The following is a 17,538-nucleotide window of genomic DNA, read 5'->3' as shown; positions in this document are numbered from 1 at the left end:
CGGTGAAATAAAAAATAATAGAATCGGTGGAATCGAAACCCATCGGTGAAATCTGTGTAAATCATGAGTGATAAACCTAAAATAGGCATAAGTATTGGCGACGTTAACGGCATCGGGCTGGAGATAATTATTAAAACCCTTGCCGATAGTAAAATATACGACTACTGCACACCAATAGTGTACGGGCATACCAAAGTGGCATCGTTCCACCGTAGGGCTACGCACGTAAACGAGCTGAACTTTAATGTAATAACTGACGCTTCGCAGCCGGTGCAAAAACGCGCCAATATGATCAATTGCTGGGACGAGGATGTGCGTATAGAGTTGGGCAATACCACTGCCGATGGCGGGAAATATGCCTACCTGTCGCTGCAACGCGCTACCGACGATCTGCTGAGTGGTATGATAGATGGCTTGGTTACCGCGCCTATCAATAAAGATAACATCCAAAACGAGGAGTTTAACTTTCCCGGGCATACCGAGTATTTGCAGGCACGCGATAATGCGGGCGAATCGCTGATGTTTTTGGTGAGCGATACCCTGCGCGTTGGCGTAGTTACGGGCCATATCCCGGTATCAAAAATTGCACAAAGCATTACAACAGAAAAGATAATCGGCAAACTGAAACTGATGCACAGCAGCCTGAAGAACGATTTTTGGATCCGCAAACCCAAGATCGCCGTACTGGGCCTTAACCCGCATGCCGGCGATAACGGGCTGATAGGTTCAGAAGAAAAGGAAGTGATTATACCCGCTATAGAAGAGGCGCGCAATAACGGCGTGCTGGCCTTTGGCCCGTACTCTGCCGACGGCTTTTTTGCCAATGGCACGTACCTTCAGTTTGATGCCGTGTTGGCCATGTACCACGACCAGGGGCTTATTCCTTTTAAACAAATAGCTTTCGAATCGGGCGTGAATTATACCGCTGGATTAAGCTTTGTGCGTACCTCGCCCGACCATGGTACCGCTTACGACATTGCCGGTAAAAACCAGGCTTCGGAAGTGTCGTTCCGCGAGGCATTGTTTACCGCTATACACATTATTAAGCACCGCCGCGAGACTGCCAAGCTTAACGAAAACCCGCTATTGTTTACCAAATTGAGCCGCGACAGGGACTAAATTGCGGCTAAAGCGATACTGTTTTTAATAAATTACCGTTTATCTAAAACATTTATCTCTAAATTTCATTTGGGTGTTTAATGAGTAATTTAATTAACCGCATTCGGTCTATCGATGCGTTTCGTGCGGTTACTATGTTCCTGATGATCTTTGTGAACGACCTGGATGGTGTACCCAACACACCCGAATGGCTCAAACACACGGCCGTAATGGACGACGGATTAGGGCTTGCCGATACAATTTTTCCCGCATTTTTATTTATTGTTGGGCTGGCCATCCCCTACGCTTTTGCGCACCGCTCGAAACGCGAGGATGCCCGCATACCCATGCGCATTATTACGCGTTCGTTCGCGCTGATATTTATGGGTTTTTTCCACGCCAATATGGAAACCTACGACGAGGTGAACGCCATATTGCCCCGCCCCGTTTGGGATAGCCTATCAACCTTCAGCTTCTTTTTTATATTTCTCGATTATAGTAAAAACGCAGCGCCCTACAAACGCTACCTGTGCCAGGGCTTTGGCGTGGCGCTGCTGGTTGCCGTATGCGCCGTGTACAAAAGTACCGACCCTGCGCACCCATGGCTGCACCTCACGTGGTGGGGCATATTGGGGCTCATCGGCTGGTCGTACCTTATCTGCGCTCTGATATACCACTATTCCAACGGAGTGTTGTGGGTGCAGGCCGCGGCATGGCTATTCTTCATGTTCTTCAATATCGATTACCACTTCGGGCTGCTCAACTTTTTGGCACCGGTGCAGCGCTACGTTTGGCTATCGGGCAATGGGGCTATGCAGGCTTTTACCATGGCAGGTATATTTGTGTCGGTACTTTACATGCGCCTTGTTCAGAACGGCGAACTGAAAATGCTATGGGTGGCCATGTTCCTTATCGCGGTGATATTGTTTAACCTGGGCTTCATCGTGCGCTACTTTAGCGGCGGTATATCAAAAGCGCGTGATACCCCCTCGTGGGTGTTAATATGCACCGGGATAAGCCTGATTGTGTATTCGGTGTTTGTTTTGGTGGTTGATAGGTGGCAAAAATACCATTGGTTTAAGATAGTAGAACCCGCGGGCACCAACACCTTTACCTGTTATTTGCTGCCATTTTTGTTTTACCCGCTATACCAAATGAGCGATTTTAACTACCCCGAATACTTCGACCAGGGTACGGGCGGGCTGATACGCTCGTTGTTGTTCGCGTTGGTGATAGTTTGGCTGGCGGGATTGTTAAAAACGATAAATATTAAGCTGAAGATATAGGTGAGTGGTAAATAGTTTATTGGTGAGTAGTTGTGTTTTTCGGGAACACACACACACGCGCTATACTATCTGCTTTTTAACTATTCACCATGCTCTACTCACCATTAAACTTAAATCCCGCGGCGCCATTATTGCTGTAAATGGCAGTATAATGTGCCGTTGTTAACAACCTCGTTTCTAATTAAAAAAAACAGTTTCCTGTTTTCAGAATTTTACCTACATTTGCGGGCTAATTGTTGCTCATTGAAATCGTTAAAAACATATTCAATACCATTTACCGGCTTAAAACTGGGTAAACACCTGTTTGAATACGAAATAGGTGACGAGTTCTTCAGCGAATTTGAGTATTCGCTGGTTAAAAAAGCAAGCCTGCAATGCAAGGTTGAACTGGATAAACAAGAAACAATGCTTATCCTGAACTTTGATATTACAGGTGCTGTTACCGCTACTTGCGATACCTGCCTGGCAGAGTACCAGCAGCCGGTTGATGTAAAAGAGCAGCAGATCTATCGCTTTACCGAAGAGGATATGGGCGAGGATGATGAAATAATAACCCTCGGTAAAAACGATCACGAGATCAATATTACCGGGTTGATATACGAATACGTGAATGTTGCCCTGCCCTTTGTTGCTTATTGCGATAACCAGGAAGGCGGTAAACAATGCGACGAAGAAATGCTTGATAACTTAAATAAGTTATCGGTAAATGATGACGAAGAAACAGAGAAAACCGACCCGCGTTGGGAGGCTCTGAAAAAATTAAAGTAAATTAAATAACAGGATCATGCCACATCCAAAAAGAAAAATTTCAAAATCGAGAAGAGATAAACGTCGTACGCACGATAAAGCTACTGCTCCAACCTTAACTACTTGCCCAACTACCGGCGCAGTACACTTGCCTCACCGTGCTTACACTGTTGATGGTAACGTATACTTCAACGGAAAGATCCTTATCGAGAAAGCAGTAGCAGTTTAAGTTAATTTTCTGAAATGAAGATTGGCTTAGATATAATGGGTGGCGATTACGCCCCCAAGGCAGCTGTTTTGGGAGCCATAGAAGCGTGTAAAACACTCTCCGAAGGCCAAAAACTGGTGCTGATAGGCGATAAAGACGCCGCTGTTAGTATTCTTCAGGAAAATAATTTTAGCCCGGATAACTTCGAGTTTGTTCACACTACCGAGGTTATTACTATGGGCGAACACCCTACCAAGGCCATTATGCAAAAGCCCGACTCCAGCATTGCTGTGGGCTTTAAAATGCTGAAAGAAAATAGCATACAAGCTTTTTCGTCGGCAGGCAATACAGGCGCTATGCTGGTAGGTTCAATGTTTAGTGTTAAAACCATACCGGGTGTTATACGCCCGGCCATGACAACCATTGTACCCAAACTGAAAGGCGGTTTGGGTATTATTTTGGATGTAGGTGCCAATGCCGATTGCAAGCCCGACGTGCTTTTGCAGTTTGGCGTATTGGGCAGCCTGCTTGCCGAATCGGTTTATGGTATCCCTAACCCCCGCATCGCTCTGATGAACATTGGGGAGGAGGAAGAAAAAGGTAATTTACTCAGCCAGGCCACCTACCCTTTAATGCGCGACACCAAGTTGTTTAACTTTGTGGGCAACGTAGAGGGGCGCGACCTGTTTGAGGACAATAACGATGTGATAGTATGCGACGGTTTTACGGGTAACGTAATACTGAAGCTTGCCGAATCGTTTTATGTAATTACCCTGAAAAAAAGATTGAAAGACGAGTTTTTCGACCGCTTTAATTACGAGCAATATGGTGGCAGCCCGGTTTTGGGCGTAAATGCGCCTGTTGTGGTAGGCCACGGTATATCCAGCCCCGAAGCGATAAAAAACATGGTGCTTTTATCAAAGAACATGATCGAGACCAACCTCATCGATAAAATTAAAAAGGCTTTTCAGTAATAATATATGAGTAAGATCCATGCGGCTATTACCGCTGTAAATGGTTACGTGCCCGATTATATCCTCACCAACCAGGAACTGGAAACAATGGTGGAAACCAACGACGAGTGGATAACCACCCGCACCGGTATCAAAGAACGCCGGTTGTTAAAAGGCGAAGGCTTGGGCACCTCTGATATGGCCGTACCGGCCGTAGAGGGCTTGCTGAAAAAAAGAGGCATCAGTGCAGAAGAGATCGACCTGATTATTTTTTGCACCGTTACGCCCGACTTAACTTTCCCCGCTACTGCTAACATCCTTGCTCATAAAATTGGTGCCAAAAATGCCTGGGGGTACGATCTGCAGGCCGCTTGCTCGGGCTTTGTATTCGGTTTAGCTACCGGCGCGCAGTTCATAGAGAGCGGTAAGCATAAAAAAGTATTGGTAGTTGGTGGCGATAAAATGTCGTCAATCATCAACTACGAAGACCGCGCTACCTGCATTATTTTTGGCGATGGCTGCGGCTGCGCCCTGCTCGAACCAAACGAAGATGGCTACGGTATTATGGATTCGGTGCTGAAGAGCGATGGCTCGGGCGCACAGCTCTTATACCAAAAAGCCGGTGGTTCGGTTCGCCCTGCATCGCACGAAACCGTTGCCAATAAAGAGCACTACGCTTACCAGGAGGGCCAGGCGGTATTTAAATTTGCCGTTACCAATATGGCCGATGTTGCTGCCGAAGTAATGGAACGCAACAGCCTTACTGCTGATGATATTGCATGGCTGGTACCACACCAGGCAAACAAGCGTATTATTGATGCTACTGCTAACCGTACGGGTGTAAGTGCCGATAAGGTAATTGTGAATATTCAACGCTACGGCAACACTACCAATGGCACTATACCATTGTGCCTGTGGGAGTGGGAAAGCAAATTTAAAAAAGGCGATAACCTGATTTTAGCTGCCTTCGGCGGCGGGTTTACCTGGGGTTCTATTTACCTTAAATGGGCCTATAACTCGTAATAGATGCACACGTATGCAGATGTGCGGTTGTGCAGATGAAAAAGTGCTGCACCCGTCAACTGTAGATTTTTAAGCATATTCGAACATTGTTTTAAAAATATTGTTAAAAAATTAACCGCGTTAATGTGTACATCTGCATATTTGCACTTCTGCACATTAACGCATACTTTTATCCGAAACCAATTAGCTCCAACATGGATATTAAACAAATTCAGGATCTTATACGCTTTGTTTCCAAATCGGGTGTAAACGAAGTTTCTATCGAACAAGAAAATTTCAAGATCACCATTAAGACCAACGAAGCTGCCCCCGCGGTTTATCATGCTACTATACCGGCACCTGCGCCTGTAGCACCTGCAGCTTTACCCGCAGCAGCCCCTGTTGCAGCTGCACCAGCCGCTGAGGCAGCAGCGCCAATTGCCGATACCAGCAACTACATAACCATAAAATCGCCAATGATCGGTACTTTCTACCGTTCGGCATCTCCGGAGAAACCAATGTTCGTGAACGTTGGCGACGAGATAAACAGCGGTTCGGTGCTTTGCATCATCGAGGCTATGAAGCTGTTCAACGAGATAGAATCGGAAGTATCAGGCCGTATCGTAAAAATATTGGTTGATAACGCATCGCCGGTAGAATACGACCAGCCACTGTTTTTGGTTGAACCTAAATAATTGTTTAGTTGATTAAGTTGAATGGTTATTGGTGAGTGGTTTTTTAACTCAATCAACCACTTAACTCAATCAACTACTAACCAACACTGTCATGTTTAAAAAGATCCTGATAGCCAACCGTGGCGAAATTGCCTTGCGTGTAATACGCACCTGTAAGGAAATGGGCATTAAAACCGTAGCGGTATACTCTACCGCCGATAGGGACAGCCTGCACGTACGCTTTGCCGACGAGGCCGTATGTATTGGCCCCCCTGCCAGCCGCGATTCGTACTTAAATATCCCCAATATAATTTCTGCAGCCGAGTTAACCAATGCCGACGCTATACACCCAGGCTACGGTTTCCTTTCGGAGAATGCAAAATTCTCGGCCATTTGCGCCGAATACGGTATCAAATTCATCGGCGCTACTGCCGAGCAAATCAACTCCATGGGCGATAAAGCTTCGGCTAAAGATACCATGAAGAAAGCCGGCGTACCAATCGTTCCCGGTTCGGAAGGTTTGCTTACCGATGTAAAACAAGGTATTACCATTGCCAACAAAATTGGCTACCCTGTTATACTTAAAGCTACGGCCGGTGGTGGTGGCCGCGGTATGCGCATCGTTTGGAAAGACGAAGATTTTGAACACGCCTGGGATTCGGCTAAAGCTGAATCTGGTGCGGCCTTCGGTAACGATGGTTTGTATATGGAAAAATATGTACAGGACCCACGCCACATTGAGATACAGGTGGTAGGCGACCAATACGGTAAAGTTTGCCATTTATCTGAACGCGATTGCTCTATCCAACGCCGTCACCAAAAACTGGTTGAAGAGGCACCATCGCCTTTCATGACCGAGAAACTGCGTAAAAAAATGGGCGAGGCCGCTATTAAAGGCGCCAAAGCTGTTAAATACGAAGGTGCCGGTACGGTAGAGTTTTTGGTTGATAAAGACCGCAACTTCTACTTTATGGAGATGAATACCCGTATACAGGTAGAGCACCCGGTTACCGAAGAGGTAATTAACTTCGACCTGATAAAAGAGCAGATAAAAGTTGCTGCGGGTATACCTATTTCGGGTAAAAACTACGAGCCAACTATGTGCGCCATTGAGTGCCGCATAAACGCCGAAGACCCTGCTAACAACTTCCGCCCTTCGCCGGGTAAAATTACCAACTTCCACTCGCCGGGTGGCCATGGGGTAAGGGTTGATACGCATGTTTACAGCGGCTACAGCATCCCGCCAAATTACGACTCGATGATAGCCAAGGTAATTTGCATGGCTCAAACCCGTGAAGAAGCGTTAGCCACCATGGAGCGCGCCCTGAGCGAGTTTGTGATAGAAGGTATAAAAACTACCATACCTTTCCACCTGAAATTGCTGAAAGACCCTAACTTTAGAGCGGGTAACTTCACCACGAAGTTTATGGAAACCTTCGAATATTAATTGACAAAAAACTTTCAGTATAAGATATAACGTAAATAGCATTCCCCGTTAAAGGAATGCTATTTTAATTAAAGATAATGAGCGATAATAAACTGATAAAGGCCATTAAAGAAAAAGGCCAGACCATGGAAGCCGAGATGTCGTTCTTCGACCATTTGGAAGCTCTGCGCTGGCACCTTATCAGGGCGGCTATAGCAATTGTTATTTTCACGATAGGCGCTTTTTATTTTTACGATTTTATATTCAACACCATTATAATGGGGCCCAGCAAGCCCGATTTTTGGACTTACCGCATGCTGTGCAAGCTGGGCGACCTGCTTCACTCTGATGGTTTTTGCATCACCAAGATCAACATCAATCTGATCAATACCGAAATGGCCGGGCAATTTACCCTGCAAATAAATTCTTGTTTGCTAATTGGGGTGATGCTTGGTTTTCCTTACTTATTGTACGAGATATGGTTGTTCGTTAAACCCGCGCTGCACGATAACGAGCGCAAAGCTGCAACAGGTTTTGTGTTTTATGCAACTTTCCTGTTCATCCTCGGCATTATGTTCGGGTACTATGTAATTACTCCCGAATCTATCAATTTCTTGTCGGGCTTTACGGTAAGTAACCAGATACAAAACCTGTTCGATATCGATTCTTATTTATCATCCGTAGCCACCTTAACCCTGGCTACCGGTATCGTGTTCGAACTTCCTATCTTGGTTTACATACTATCAAGCCTGGGTATACTTACACCTAAGTTTATGCGTTCGGGCAGGCGCTATGCGGTTATTGTGATATTAATTATATCGGCAGTAATTACTCCAACACCCGATATGATGACCATGACTATTGTGAGCATCCCGCTATTTGTACTTTACGAAGTAGGTATAGTAGTGGCCGGCGTAGTAGAAAGGCGCAAATTAGCGAGGGAAGCGGCTTTATAGAGTTTTTAGTGTCGATTAACCACAGAGAGCACGGAGTTTTACACAGAGGTTCGCAGAGAATTTCTGTGTAGCCTCTTTTAATAGGTTTCTGCAAATCTGATTAAATGGATATTTCTAAAAACTCATTAGCAAGCATGCAATGCTCTGTGAACCTCCGCGTTACCTCTGCGTCCTCTGCGGTTAAATAGCCACAAACCCAATACTCTCTATCAAAAAATTTACGTTACCCCATTTATAAAACATTTAAATTTGAACAATGAAAGTAGGCCTTAAAATAGCCATAGGTGCCGACCATGCCGGCTACGAGTATAAACAAGCCATTTTAGGCATGTTTGATGATATTACTTTTACCGACCATGGTACCGATTCGCCCGAATCTGCCGACTACCCCGATTTTGCCCACGCCGTAGCATCTGATGTTGAAGCCGGCAAGGTTGACTTCGGTATTTTGCTTTGCGGCAGCGCAAACGGTGTAGCCATGACGGCCAATAAGCACCAGGGCATCCGCGCAGCGCTTTGCTGGAAGGAAGAGGTTGCTATACCTGCACGTACACATAACGATGCAAACGTATTGTGCATACCCGCCCGTCATGTAAGTATTGAAGATGCAAAGGCTATTATAGTGCGCTTTTTAACCGAAGAATTTGAAGGCGGCCGCCACGCCAGGCGCGTAGGCAAAATAAGCTGCTGATATATAAACCAACCAACGAAAAAGAGAATAGATGAAAAAAGTATCCATCATGGTAGCTGCACTGGCCATAAGCGCAACCGCTTGCGCACAGCAAAACGCCACTGCACTAAAGTACGGTAAGTTAATTACCGCCGAAGATGCCAAAAAGCACTTGAGCATTATAGCATCAGACGAGTTTGAAGGCCGCGAAACCGGTAAACCAGGTGCCGAAAAAGCCGCCAATTACATAGCCGACCATTTTAAAAAATTAGGCTTGCAAGCCCCGGTAAACGGCTCGTACTTTTTAGATGTGCCATTGGCAGAAACCAAGCTTACCATCAGCAAATTTTCGGTAGGCGGGCAGGCATTTGCCGACTGGACCGACTTTTTTGTACGCGGTACCTTTGCAGATAAAACCCTGAACAATGCTGATGTGGTATTTGTAGGCTACGGTACAGCAGACGAAATTGCAGGCACCGACCTGAGCGGTAAAATAGTATTGCTGATAAACGAAGATAAACCGGTTGAAGGCCAAAAAACAAACACCAGCTACCGCGCAACCTCTGCACGCCAGGCAATTTTGAGCGCTATCCGTGCGCAAAACCCGGCTGTTATATTGGGCGCTAACGGCGAAATAGGTACTTTGCTAAAACGCTTTGGTGGCAGAAACCCAAGCGGTGGCGCTTTGGCAATAAAAAAAGCTGCTGATGCTAACGCCGCTGCACCGGTATTTAACGTATCTACTGCCGTTGCTGAAGCCATTGTAAAATCGACAGGTAAAACTTACGAGCAACTTAAAACTGCTGCCGCTACTGCTAAACAAACACAAACTATAAAGGCAGATATGTCGGTAGCTTATGCTACTACTTCTACCGATGTTAAAGCGGTTGATGTTTTAGGCTTTATGCCCGGTTCAGACCCTAAGCTGAAAGACGAAGTGCTGGTATTTTCGGCACACTACGATCATATTGGTTTAAATACCCGCCCCGGCGCAACTGATAAAGTAAACAACGGTGCCGATGACGATGGCAGCGGTACTACAGGTATATTGGAAATTGCACAAGCATTTGCTAAAGCCAAAAAAGACGGTAAAGGCCCGCGCCGTAGTGTGCTATTCTTAGGTAACGTAGGCGAAGAAAAAGGCTTATTGGGTTCTGAGTACTATACCGATCATCCGGTGTTCCCGTTGGCTAATACTATTGCCGATTTGAACATTGATATGATTGGCCGCGTTGGGGAAGAATACATTGGCAAACCAGATTCAGCTAACTATGTGTATTCGATAGGTTCGAACATGCTAAGCACCGATTTGCACAAAATTGGCGAGGCTGCTAACGAGACCTACACCAAAATGAAATTGGATTACAAATACGATGATCCTAACGACCCTAACCGTTTCTACTACCGTAGCGACCATTACAACTTTGCCCGTTACAACGTGCCAATTATTTTCTACTTCAACGGTGTACACGCCGATTACCACCAACCGGGTGATGAGGTAAGCAAAATAAACTTCCCGCTGTTGGCTAAACGCGCGCAATTAGCATTCTACACCGGCTGGGAGTTGGCTAACCGCGATGCCCGCCCTGTGGTAGATAAAAAACCAGCAGGCGGTACTCGCTAAGGGTTTTAATGAACATATTACAGAAAGCGCCTCAAAAGGGCGCTTTTTTGTTTTACTACTGTGTGAAATATTATTGATCCCGGTTTAACCTTTTGCCCTGTTTTCGCGTCATACCAATAACCCGGCAAAATAGTGCGCGGGCTGTTTTAACATCAACCCTGCTTTACACATGAAAATCAAACAAATACTACTTGCGGCTTTATTTTTTTCACTATCCTTTACCTGCTGCGCGCAGGATTTTAATGTGAGCCTCCGCATTGGCGAACGCTCTGCTACTGTTGATGCTGTTACTATAAATGATGAACTGGTATTCCTCGACCGTCGGGGCAATATCCTTCCCGATGATTATAATGGCCCAGACTATGAGTATTACGGCCGGTTTGACAGGGATGAGCTGCAGGGGAAAATAAAATCCATCAATGGCATCCCGGTTAAATATTACGATGTTTTTGACCGCGACGAGCTGCGCGGCAAAGTAAAATCTATAGGCGATATTACATTCACCTACTATGATATTTTCGATAGAGATGAACTGCGTGGTAAGCTTAAATCGGTAGGCGGCATAGCGCTTAAATACTATGATGTGTTCGACAGGGATGAGTTGCGAGGCAAGCTAAAATCTATCGGCAGCATCAACATAGCCTATTACGACACTTTCGATGGCGAAAGAAGAATGGGCAGGGTGAAAGCTGTAAAAGGAAAAACGGCTAACGTGAGCGTGAGTTTTGCGAGAGGCGGCGCTGCTGCGGGGCAGATGTAATGCGTCCATGTCATTTCGAACAAACAACGGGCGGGTTAGTGAAAGGCGTGAGGAGAAATCTTCGAAGCGATACAAAGCGGCAATACTAACTTAACAAGATATCTCCTCGCTTCGCTTTCCTCGATATGACAAAAAAATATGTCATTTCGACGAACAGAGGGCTTGCACGTGTGGGGCGTGAGGAGAAAACTTAGACGAGCGATAGGCGGATCTGCAAAGCCGTAAAAGAAATAGTATTAATTATACCTATACGGAGCAACTAAGTAAAATTCAGGAATCTGTACGTTAAACAGGGAATTATCTGCCAGGCGTTCCATTTGGTATTCGCCTTTCATGCTACCCATATCGGTTTTTAGGTTGCAGCCTGATATGTATTCGTGAGAGTTTCCGGGTTCTATTACGGGTTGCTGGCCTACTACGCCTTCGCCTTCAACTTCGCGCTTGGCACCATTGCTATCGAAGATGTACCAGTGGCGGCTAAGCAAACGCACGGCGTAATTGCCCAAATTCTCTATAACAACGCGGTAAGCAAACATAAAATGGTCGTTCGCCGGGTTCGAATACTCGGGCTGGTAAAACGTTTCAACCGAAACTTTTACGCCTTCTGTTATAGTAGTAGCCATGATCAGTAAATCTCCTTATTTCAAATATATGGCTTAGCAACAAATATTACGCCATCTCAAGGGCATATTTTTTGTCAACCTGCTCCAAAATATCCATGATCTCTTCTACGGTAGCTGCCGTAACAAGTTTCATCCTGAACTCTTTAAAATCGGGCACGCCTTTAAAGTAGTTGCTGTAGTGGCGGCGCATCTCAAAAATACCGGTGCGTGTGCCTTTCCATTCCATACTTTTTTGCAGGTGGGTTTTGCAAACATCAATACGTTCGGCTATGGTTGGTTTCTCCAAATGCTCGCCGGTGGCAAAGTAGTGTTTTATCTCGCGGAATATCCAGGGGTAACCAATAGCAGCGCGGCCTATCATCATTCCATCCACCTCGTATTGTAAGCGCCATTCGGCAGCTTTCTCCGGCGAATCGATATCTCCGTTACCAAAGATGGGTATCTGGATGCGTGGGTTCTTCTTTATCTGGTGTATCAGCGTCCAATCGGCAACGCCTTTGTACATTTGTGAGCGGGTACGGCCGTGTATGGTGAGGGCTTTGATACCCACATCCTGCAGTCGCTCGGCCACTTCGTAAACGTTTTTGGTATTATCGTCCCAGCCGAGGCGGGTTTTTACGGTAACGGGCAAATGCGTGGCTTCCACAACGGCTTTGGTCATGGCTACCATTTTGTCTATATCCTGCAGCAAACTCGCACCTGCACCGCGGCATGCCACCTGTTTTACGGGGCAGCCGTAGTTAATATCCATCAGGTCGGGGCCTGCTTTGGTGGCTATCTCGGTAGCTTCACGCATATGTTCAATATCGCTACCGAATATTTGTATACCTATGGGGCGCTCGTATTCAAAGATATCCAGCTTCTGGATGCTTTTGGCCGCATCGCGTATCAATCCCTCCGAAGAAATAAACTCCGTATACATCATGTCCGCGCCGTTTTGCTTACACACATAACGGAAAGGCGGATCGCTCACGTCTTCCATTGGTGCCAGCAAAAGCGGGAACTCTCCCAGATCTATATTTCCTATTTGTACCGCCATAGTTTATATTAGTTGCAAATTTACAAAAATTAAGCTACATGGTAAAACAGCCTGTAAATCAGCCGTCACCGGGGTATCAATTTTTCATTTTTAGCATCCTCTCGGTAGGTATTATCGTCCTGTTCAACCTTATCGGGCTCGGCGTTTGCATTGCGGTTTACGGGCTTGGCTTTGTGGAGCAGCTCTCGCGAATGGATCTCTCCAACCCGCAAATGCCGCAGGCCTTGTATACGCTGCAGCTTATTAGCACAACACTCCCTATATTTCTTGCCCCTTTTATATATGCACGTTTTATACTAAAACAACCGGCCGAGTACTTAAAACCAACGTTTCGTTTTAACCCGTTGTTGCTGGTAATTGCTTTTTTTATAATGATGTCGTCCACAGCGTTGATAGAGTTACTGGCCAATATCAACCAAAAGATGGTATTGCCCCATTGGCTTAGCGGTTTGGAAAACTGGATGAAACGTAGCGAGGAGCAAGCCCAACTGATAACCAAAGCTATACTGAAAATGGATACCGTTTGGGATATGTTGAAAAACCTGTTCCTGGTGGGCCTGCTTACCGCAATTGTAGAGGAACTGATGTTCCGCGGCGTATTGCAAACCATTATGCAAAAGCTTACCAAAAACACACATGCCGCGGTGTGGATAACTGCAGCCCTGTTCAGTGCTTTCCATATGGAGTTTTACGGCTTTTTGCCAAGGCTACTGCTGGGCGCTTTGTTTGGCTATTTTGCAGCTTGGAGCGGCAGCATATGGCCGGCAATATGGGGGCATTTTTTGAACAACGGTACCGCTGTTTTGGTAACATATTTGTTTCAGCAGAAGAAAATTAAGATAAACCCCGACGATAGCCACACTTTTACTGCCGGCGGCTATGTATTTAGCACGATAATTATTATAATTTTGCTGTTAGTTTATAAAAACATTGCTTCGGGCAAAAAGCAGGCGGCAAACATTAATGGAGAAGAACTGGGTTAAAATTTATACTTCAACCAATTTTTACCGATCAGAAATTGTTAAGCAAATGCTTACCGGGCATCATATCGACGCCGTTTTGCTGAATAAGCAGGCATCATCCCATCACGATTTTGGCGATATAGAGGTTTACATCCACCAGGAGGACTTCAGCACCGCGCTCGAAATTATGATATTGAACCAATTGAACACATGAAAACACGCGCCATAACAGGCTTCTTTTTTATCATCGTAATGCTGGGCTCGGTTAATGCGGGCGACTACGTTTTCGGGGCTTTTTACCTGCTGCTATGCTTACTTTGCCTGCACGAGTTTTACGGGCTGAACATTAAAAGTGGTATAAAACCAAACCGTGCTGCCGGTTTTATTACCGCAGCATTGGCTTTTACGGGTTTTGCACTTATTAACTATGCAAGCATGTCGGCTACACCTGCTGCGGAACAAGCCTCGGTTTGGGGCCATCGCCTGTTGTTCTTGTTGCCGGTATCGGCAAGCGCCATTTTAATACAGGAACTTTTTAAGATAGAATCGGAACCGTTTACCAATATCGCTTACACTATTTTAGGTGTAGTGATGGTGTGTATACCTTTTAGCTTTTTTGTGGCTTTGGCTTATGTGCTGCCTGCAAATGCTGAGACGGGGCATAACCTGCACATTCCGCTTGGCTTTTTGCTGATGCTGTGGAGTAACGATACCGGTGCTTACCTGGTAGGTCGCTTTTTGGGCCGTACAAAGCTATTCGAACGCCATTCGCCAAAGAAAACTTGGGAAGGCTTCATTGGCGGTGTTTTAATAGCCGCATTGGTTGGCTTTATCATCAGCCTTTACTTTACCGAACTTCCCTGGAACCAATGGGTATCTATAGCCATTATCATCGGTTGCTTTGGCACCCTGGGCGATCTGGTAGAATCGATGTTCAAGCGAAGCATCAATATTAAAGATTCGGGCGGCATATTGCCCGGACATGGTGGCTTGCTTGATAGGTTCGATGGTTTTTTAGTTGCCGCACCTTTAGTGTATACTTACCTTTACTTTGTGGCAAATGTTTAATTTTGTAATGAGTTTGTTAACCAATATATAATATATATGACTATCCATAAAGAAGGATATACCTCTATTGCCTTGTGCATCCTGTTCATATTTGTAGTGAACGCGCTGATACAATTTTACATGCCCGAGGCAAACACGCTGAAATGGATAGTATACATCCTGTCGGCATTGCTGTTTTTCATTATCCTGCAATTCTTCCGCAGCCCGGTTCTAACCCTTAATGCCGAAGAAACCCAGGTGCTTTGCCCTGCAGATGGTAAAGTTGTGGTAATTGAAGAAACCGTAGAAACCGAGTTTTTTAAAGACAAACGCATCCAGTTATCGGTGTTTATGTCGCCCATTAACGTACACATTAACCGTAACCCTATTAGCGGTATAGTGAAGTATTTTAAATACCACCCGGGCAAATATTTGGTGGCATGGCACCCGAAATCATCCACCGAGAACGAGCGTACCACCGTAGTTACCGAGAACAGCGAAGGCGTTGCCATATTGTTCCGCCAGATAGCCGGTGCATTGGCCCGCCGTATAGTATGGTACGTTAAAGAGGGCGACCAGGTATTGCAAGGCCATCAGTTCGGCTTTATTAAGTTTGGCTCGAGGGTGGATATATTTTTGCCGTTGAACACCAAAATAAATGTGGAGATAGGCGAAGTGGTAAAAGGCGGGCGCACTGTATTGGCCGAACTGCCAAGCGTAGGTACCTTTGTTGATATTGACGAAGTGCCGGATGAAATGGAGATCCCCGATTTTACCAAACCATCTGAAGCAAAACTATCTGACGAGCATGGCGAGCCAACTATGGTGGTAGAACATGAAGAGAAACCAAAACGTCGCGCCAACCGCCAGGCTAAAACAGCCCCTAAAGAGAAATTTGGGAAGCCTAAAGCTTAGTTATTCAGTTTGCAGTTTGCATAGCGAGGTTGCTATTTAACCGCAAATGACACAGAGAAAGAACGCAGAGGGCGCAAAGTTTTTATTTTGCGCCCTCTGCGTTTTTATGGGTACAGTACGCTAAGCCTTTGTGCTCTTTGCGAAAACTTTGCGCTCTCCTATGTTTGTTACCAATTAATATAGCTAATAATTTTGTATTGAGTGAAGGAGTATGAGAGCCGATTTGTGCTCAAACAACTCATGAAGTATGTTCTCGCAAAGATACGGCCTCATGCTCTTTTGCCCATTGGAGTTTGAACAGAATGTAAGGCATACTGCATAGCGGTATAGCTTGGATATCCAACCAGGAGACAAAACGAAGATGGGTTATTCACTTATTAAAATAGATATTAACAGGTGATGACAAGTGTTTTAAAGCAAGTTGCCGGCATTGATGTGGCACAAAAGGAATTAGTAGTATCGTTAGGCAGGATAGGCAGCTCCCTTGAGAAGGATATTTACGCTTGTAAATCGTTCGCCAATAAAGAATCGGGCTTTAAGGCTATGCTGGTTTGGGTAAGCAAGCATAGCGTAAACACTACCAGCGTAAGGTATGTGATGGAAGCCACCGGCGTTTACCATGAGAAGCTGGCGTACTACCTGTCCGACAACGGTTACGAGGTTAGCATAGTACTACCCAATAAGATCAGCAACCATATAAGGTCGCTGGATATCAAAACCATTACTGATAAAACTGCTTCAAGAGGCATTTGCGATTTCGGGCTTGGTACAAAACTGGAGGACTGGCAGCAACCGGAGAAGGGGTTCAAAACATTAAGGCAGTTAACCCGGGAAAGGGGGCAATTGATAGCAGAACGTACGGTGGCTAAGAACCAGCTGCACGCCGAGCAGGCAGAAGCATACCCTAACGAAAGGAGCGTAGCCAGGCTCAAAGATCGTATCGGGCTGTTCAACAGCCAGGAAAAAGAAGTTAAAGAAGAGATCGATGCCCTGATAAAGCAAGATGCCGAATTGACTAAAAGAGTACGTACTATTACATCTATCCCCGGCGTAGGGTGGCTTACGGCAGTTACCATCCTTGCAGAAACGAATGGCTTCAACCTGATCCGCAATAAAAGGCAACTGGTAGGGTATAGCGGGTTGGATGTAAAAGTTAAAGACTCGGGCACTTCGGTAAAAAGTAAGCCTCGTATATCCAAACGAGGGAACCGTTATTTACGGAAGGCAATGTATATGCCTGCATTAGCCGCTATACGTAGCGACAAGCATTTCAAAGCAGTGTTTGTGAGGTTAGTATCTAAACATGGAATTAAAATGAAAGCGGCGGTAGCGGTGCAGAGGAAGTTATTAGAACTGGTTTACACCCTTTGGAAAACAGGCGAGAGGTACGACAGCCGCTACCTGCAAGTACAAAGCGAGGAAGCAACCTCATAAAATAGTTAGGGTGGTTAAAGCTAAAGCCAACCACCCTAAACAGGCTGGCATAAAGCCGCCTTAGACAACAAAAGTAAAAAATCATTTGGTAATCAACACAGAATCTTTGCGGTT

At 45.6% G+C, this 17,538-nt stretch carries 18 protein-coding genes and 1 pseudogene; 17 read left to right on the top strand and 2 right to left on the bottom strand.

Annotated elements, in window-relative coordinates:
• The first annotated feature begins 63 nt into the window (after nucleotides 1–63).
• The 12 genes from pdxA (at nucleotide 64) to BC343_RS04320 (ending at nucleotide 11,404) form a co-directional block, all read left to right on the top strand.
• Nucleotides 64–1,119: a 4-hydroxythreonine-4-phosphate dehydrogenase PdxA gene (gene pdxA, locus BC343_RS04375; RefSeq protein WP_078346521.1), complete on the top strand. Its 1,056-nt coding sequence runs from the start codon at nucleotides 64–66 to the stop codon at nucleotides 1,117–1,119.
• Nucleotides 1,120–1,199: 80 nt separating this feature from the next.
• Nucleotides 1,200–2,384 carry a DUF5009 domain-containing protein gene (locus BC343_RS04370; RefSeq protein WP_078346520.1) on the top strand — a complete coding sequence of 395 codons (1,185 nt, stop codon included), beginning with the start codon at nucleotides 1,200–1,202 and terminating at the stop codon, nucleotides 2,382–2,384.
• 243 nt (nucleotides 2,385–2,627) lie between these two features.
• The gene (locus tag BC343_RS04365; RefSeq protein WP_078346519.1) at nucleotides 2,628–3,152 is read left to right on the top strand and encodes a YceD family protein; all 525 of its coding nucleotides are present in this window, start codon (nucleotides 2,628–2,630) and stop codon (nucleotides 3,150–3,152) included.
• A gap of 16 nt (nucleotides 3,153–3,168) precedes the next feature.
• The gene (rpmF, locus tag BC343_RS04360) at nucleotides 3,169–3,360 is read left to right on the top strand and encodes a 50S ribosomal protein L32 (protein WP_078346518.1); all 192 of its coding nucleotides are present in this window, start codon (nucleotides 3,169–3,171) and stop codon (nucleotides 3,358–3,360) included.
• Nucleotides 3,361–3,374: 14 nt separating this feature from the next.
• A complete protein-coding gene (gene plsX / locus BC343_RS04355; RefSeq protein WP_078346517.1) occupies nucleotides 3,375–4,313 on the top strand; it encodes a phosphate acyltransferase PlsX in 939 nt (312 codons plus the stop codon).
• A gap of 6 nt (nucleotides 4,314–4,319) precedes the next feature.
• Complete coding sequence (locus BC343_RS04350; RefSeq protein ID WP_078346516.1) at nucleotides 4,320–5,315, top strand: beta-ketoacyl-ACP synthase III; 996 nt, start codon at nucleotides 4,320–4,322, stop codon at nucleotides 5,313–5,315.
• Between the two features lie 194 nt (nucleotides 5,316–5,509).
• The gene (gene accB / locus BC343_RS04345; RefSeq protein ID WP_078346515.1) at nucleotides 5,510–5,989 is read left to right on the top strand and encodes an acetyl-CoA carboxylase biotin carboxyl carrier protein; all 480 of its coding nucleotides are present in this window, start codon (nucleotides 5,510–5,512) and stop codon (nucleotides 5,987–5,989) included.
• A gap of 91 nt (nucleotides 5,990–6,080) precedes the next feature.
• A complete protein-coding gene (gene accC, locus BC343_RS04340; RefSeq protein WP_078346514.1) occupies nucleotides 6,081–7,415 on the top strand; it encodes an acetyl-CoA carboxylase biotin carboxylase subunit in 1,335 nt (444 codons plus the stop codon).
• Nucleotides 7,416–7,492: 77 nt separating this feature from the next.
• Complete coding sequence (tatC, locus tag BC343_RS04335) at nucleotides 7,493–8,350, top strand: twin-arginine translocase subunit TatC (protein WP_078346513.1); 858 nt, start codon at nucleotides 7,493–7,495, stop codon at nucleotides 8,348–8,350.
• Nucleotides 8,351–8,606: 256 nt separating this feature from the next.
• Nucleotides 8,607–9,041, top strand: coding sequence for an RpiB/LacA/LacB family sugar-phosphate isomerase (locus BC343_RS04330; RefSeq protein ID WP_078346512.1), 435 nt, complete (start codon nucleotides 8,607–8,609; stop codon nucleotides 9,039–9,041).
• 31 nt (nucleotides 9,042–9,072) lie between these two features.
• Complete coding sequence (locus BC343_RS04325) at nucleotides 9,073–10,644, top strand: M28 family peptidase (RefSeq protein ID WP_078346511.1); 1,572 nt, start codon at nucleotides 9,073–9,075, stop codon at nucleotides 10,642–10,644.
• A 169-nt stretch (nucleotides 10,645–10,813) separates the two neighbouring features.
• On the top strand, nucleotides 10,814–11,404 hold the full coding sequence (locus BC343_RS04320) for a hypothetical protein (RefSeq protein WP_078346510.1): 591 nt from the start codon (nucleotides 10,814–10,816) through the stop codon (nucleotides 11,402–11,404).
• Nucleotides 11,405–11,640: 236 nt separating this feature from the next.
• Here the strand turns inward: BC343_RS04320 and apaG are convergent, their stop codons facing one another.
• Nucleotides 11,641–12,027 carry a Co2+/Mg2+ efflux protein ApaG gene (gene apaG, locus BC343_RS04315; RefSeq protein WP_078346509.1) on the bottom strand — a complete coding sequence of 129 codons (387 nt, stop codon included), beginning with the start codon at nucleotides 12,025–12,027 and terminating at the stop codon, nucleotides 11,641–11,643.
• A 46-nt stretch (nucleotides 12,028–12,073) separates the two neighbouring features.
• A complete protein-coding gene (dusB, locus tag BC343_RS04310) occupies nucleotides 12,074–13,066 on the bottom strand; it encodes a tRNA dihydrouridine synthase DusB (protein ID WP_078346508.1) in 993 nt (330 codons plus the stop codon).
• A 38-nt stretch (nucleotides 13,067–13,104) separates the two neighbouring features.
• Between dusB and BC343_RS04305 the strand changes: the two genes are divergently transcribed.
• From BC343_RS04305 to BC343_RS04285, 5 genes and pseudogenes are all read left to right on the top strand, one after another.
• The gene (locus tag BC343_RS04305) at nucleotides 13,105–14,049 is read left to right on the top strand and encodes a CPBP family intramembrane glutamic endopeptidase (RefSeq protein ID WP_078346507.1); all 945 of its coding nucleotides are present in this window, start codon (nucleotides 13,105–13,107) and stop codon (nucleotides 14,047–14,049) included.
• Nucleotides 14,030–14,242 (top strand): putative signal transducing protein, encoded by a 213-nt coding sequence (locus BC343_RS04300; protein ID WP_078346506.1) that lies wholly within the window; start codon nucleotides 14,030–14,032, stop codon nucleotides 14,240–14,242. Before BC343_RS04305 ends, BC343_RS04300 begins: the two co-directional genes overlap by 20 nt.
• A complete protein-coding gene (locus BC343_RS04295) occupies nucleotides 14,239–15,096 on the top strand; it encodes a phosphatidate cytidylyltransferase (RefSeq protein ID WP_078346505.1) in 858 nt (285 codons plus the stop codon). Before BC343_RS04300 ends, BC343_RS04295 begins: the two co-directional genes overlap by 4 nt.
• 36 nt (nucleotides 15,097–15,132) lie before the next feature.
• Nucleotides 15,133–15,786: pseudogene (locus BC343_RS04290) on the top strand (phosphatidylserine decarboxylase family protein); the annotation flags it as partial.
• 603 nt (nucleotides 15,787–16,389) lie between these two features.
• On the top strand, nucleotides 16,390–17,424 hold the full coding sequence (locus BC343_RS04285) for an IS110 family RNA-guided transposase (protein ID WP_078346504.1): 1,035 nt from the start codon (nucleotides 16,390–16,392) through the stop codon (nucleotides 17,422–17,424).
• Nucleotides 17,425–17,538 lie beyond the last annotated feature (114 nt).

This window comes from Mucilaginibacter pedocola (assembly GCF_002013915.1).
Taxonomy (GTDB): Bacteria; Bacteroidota; Bacteroidia; order Sphingobacteriales; family Sphingobacteriaceae; genus Mucilaginibacter; species Mucilaginibacter pedocola.
This window is presented reverse-complemented; position numbering and strand designations above follow the sequence as displayed.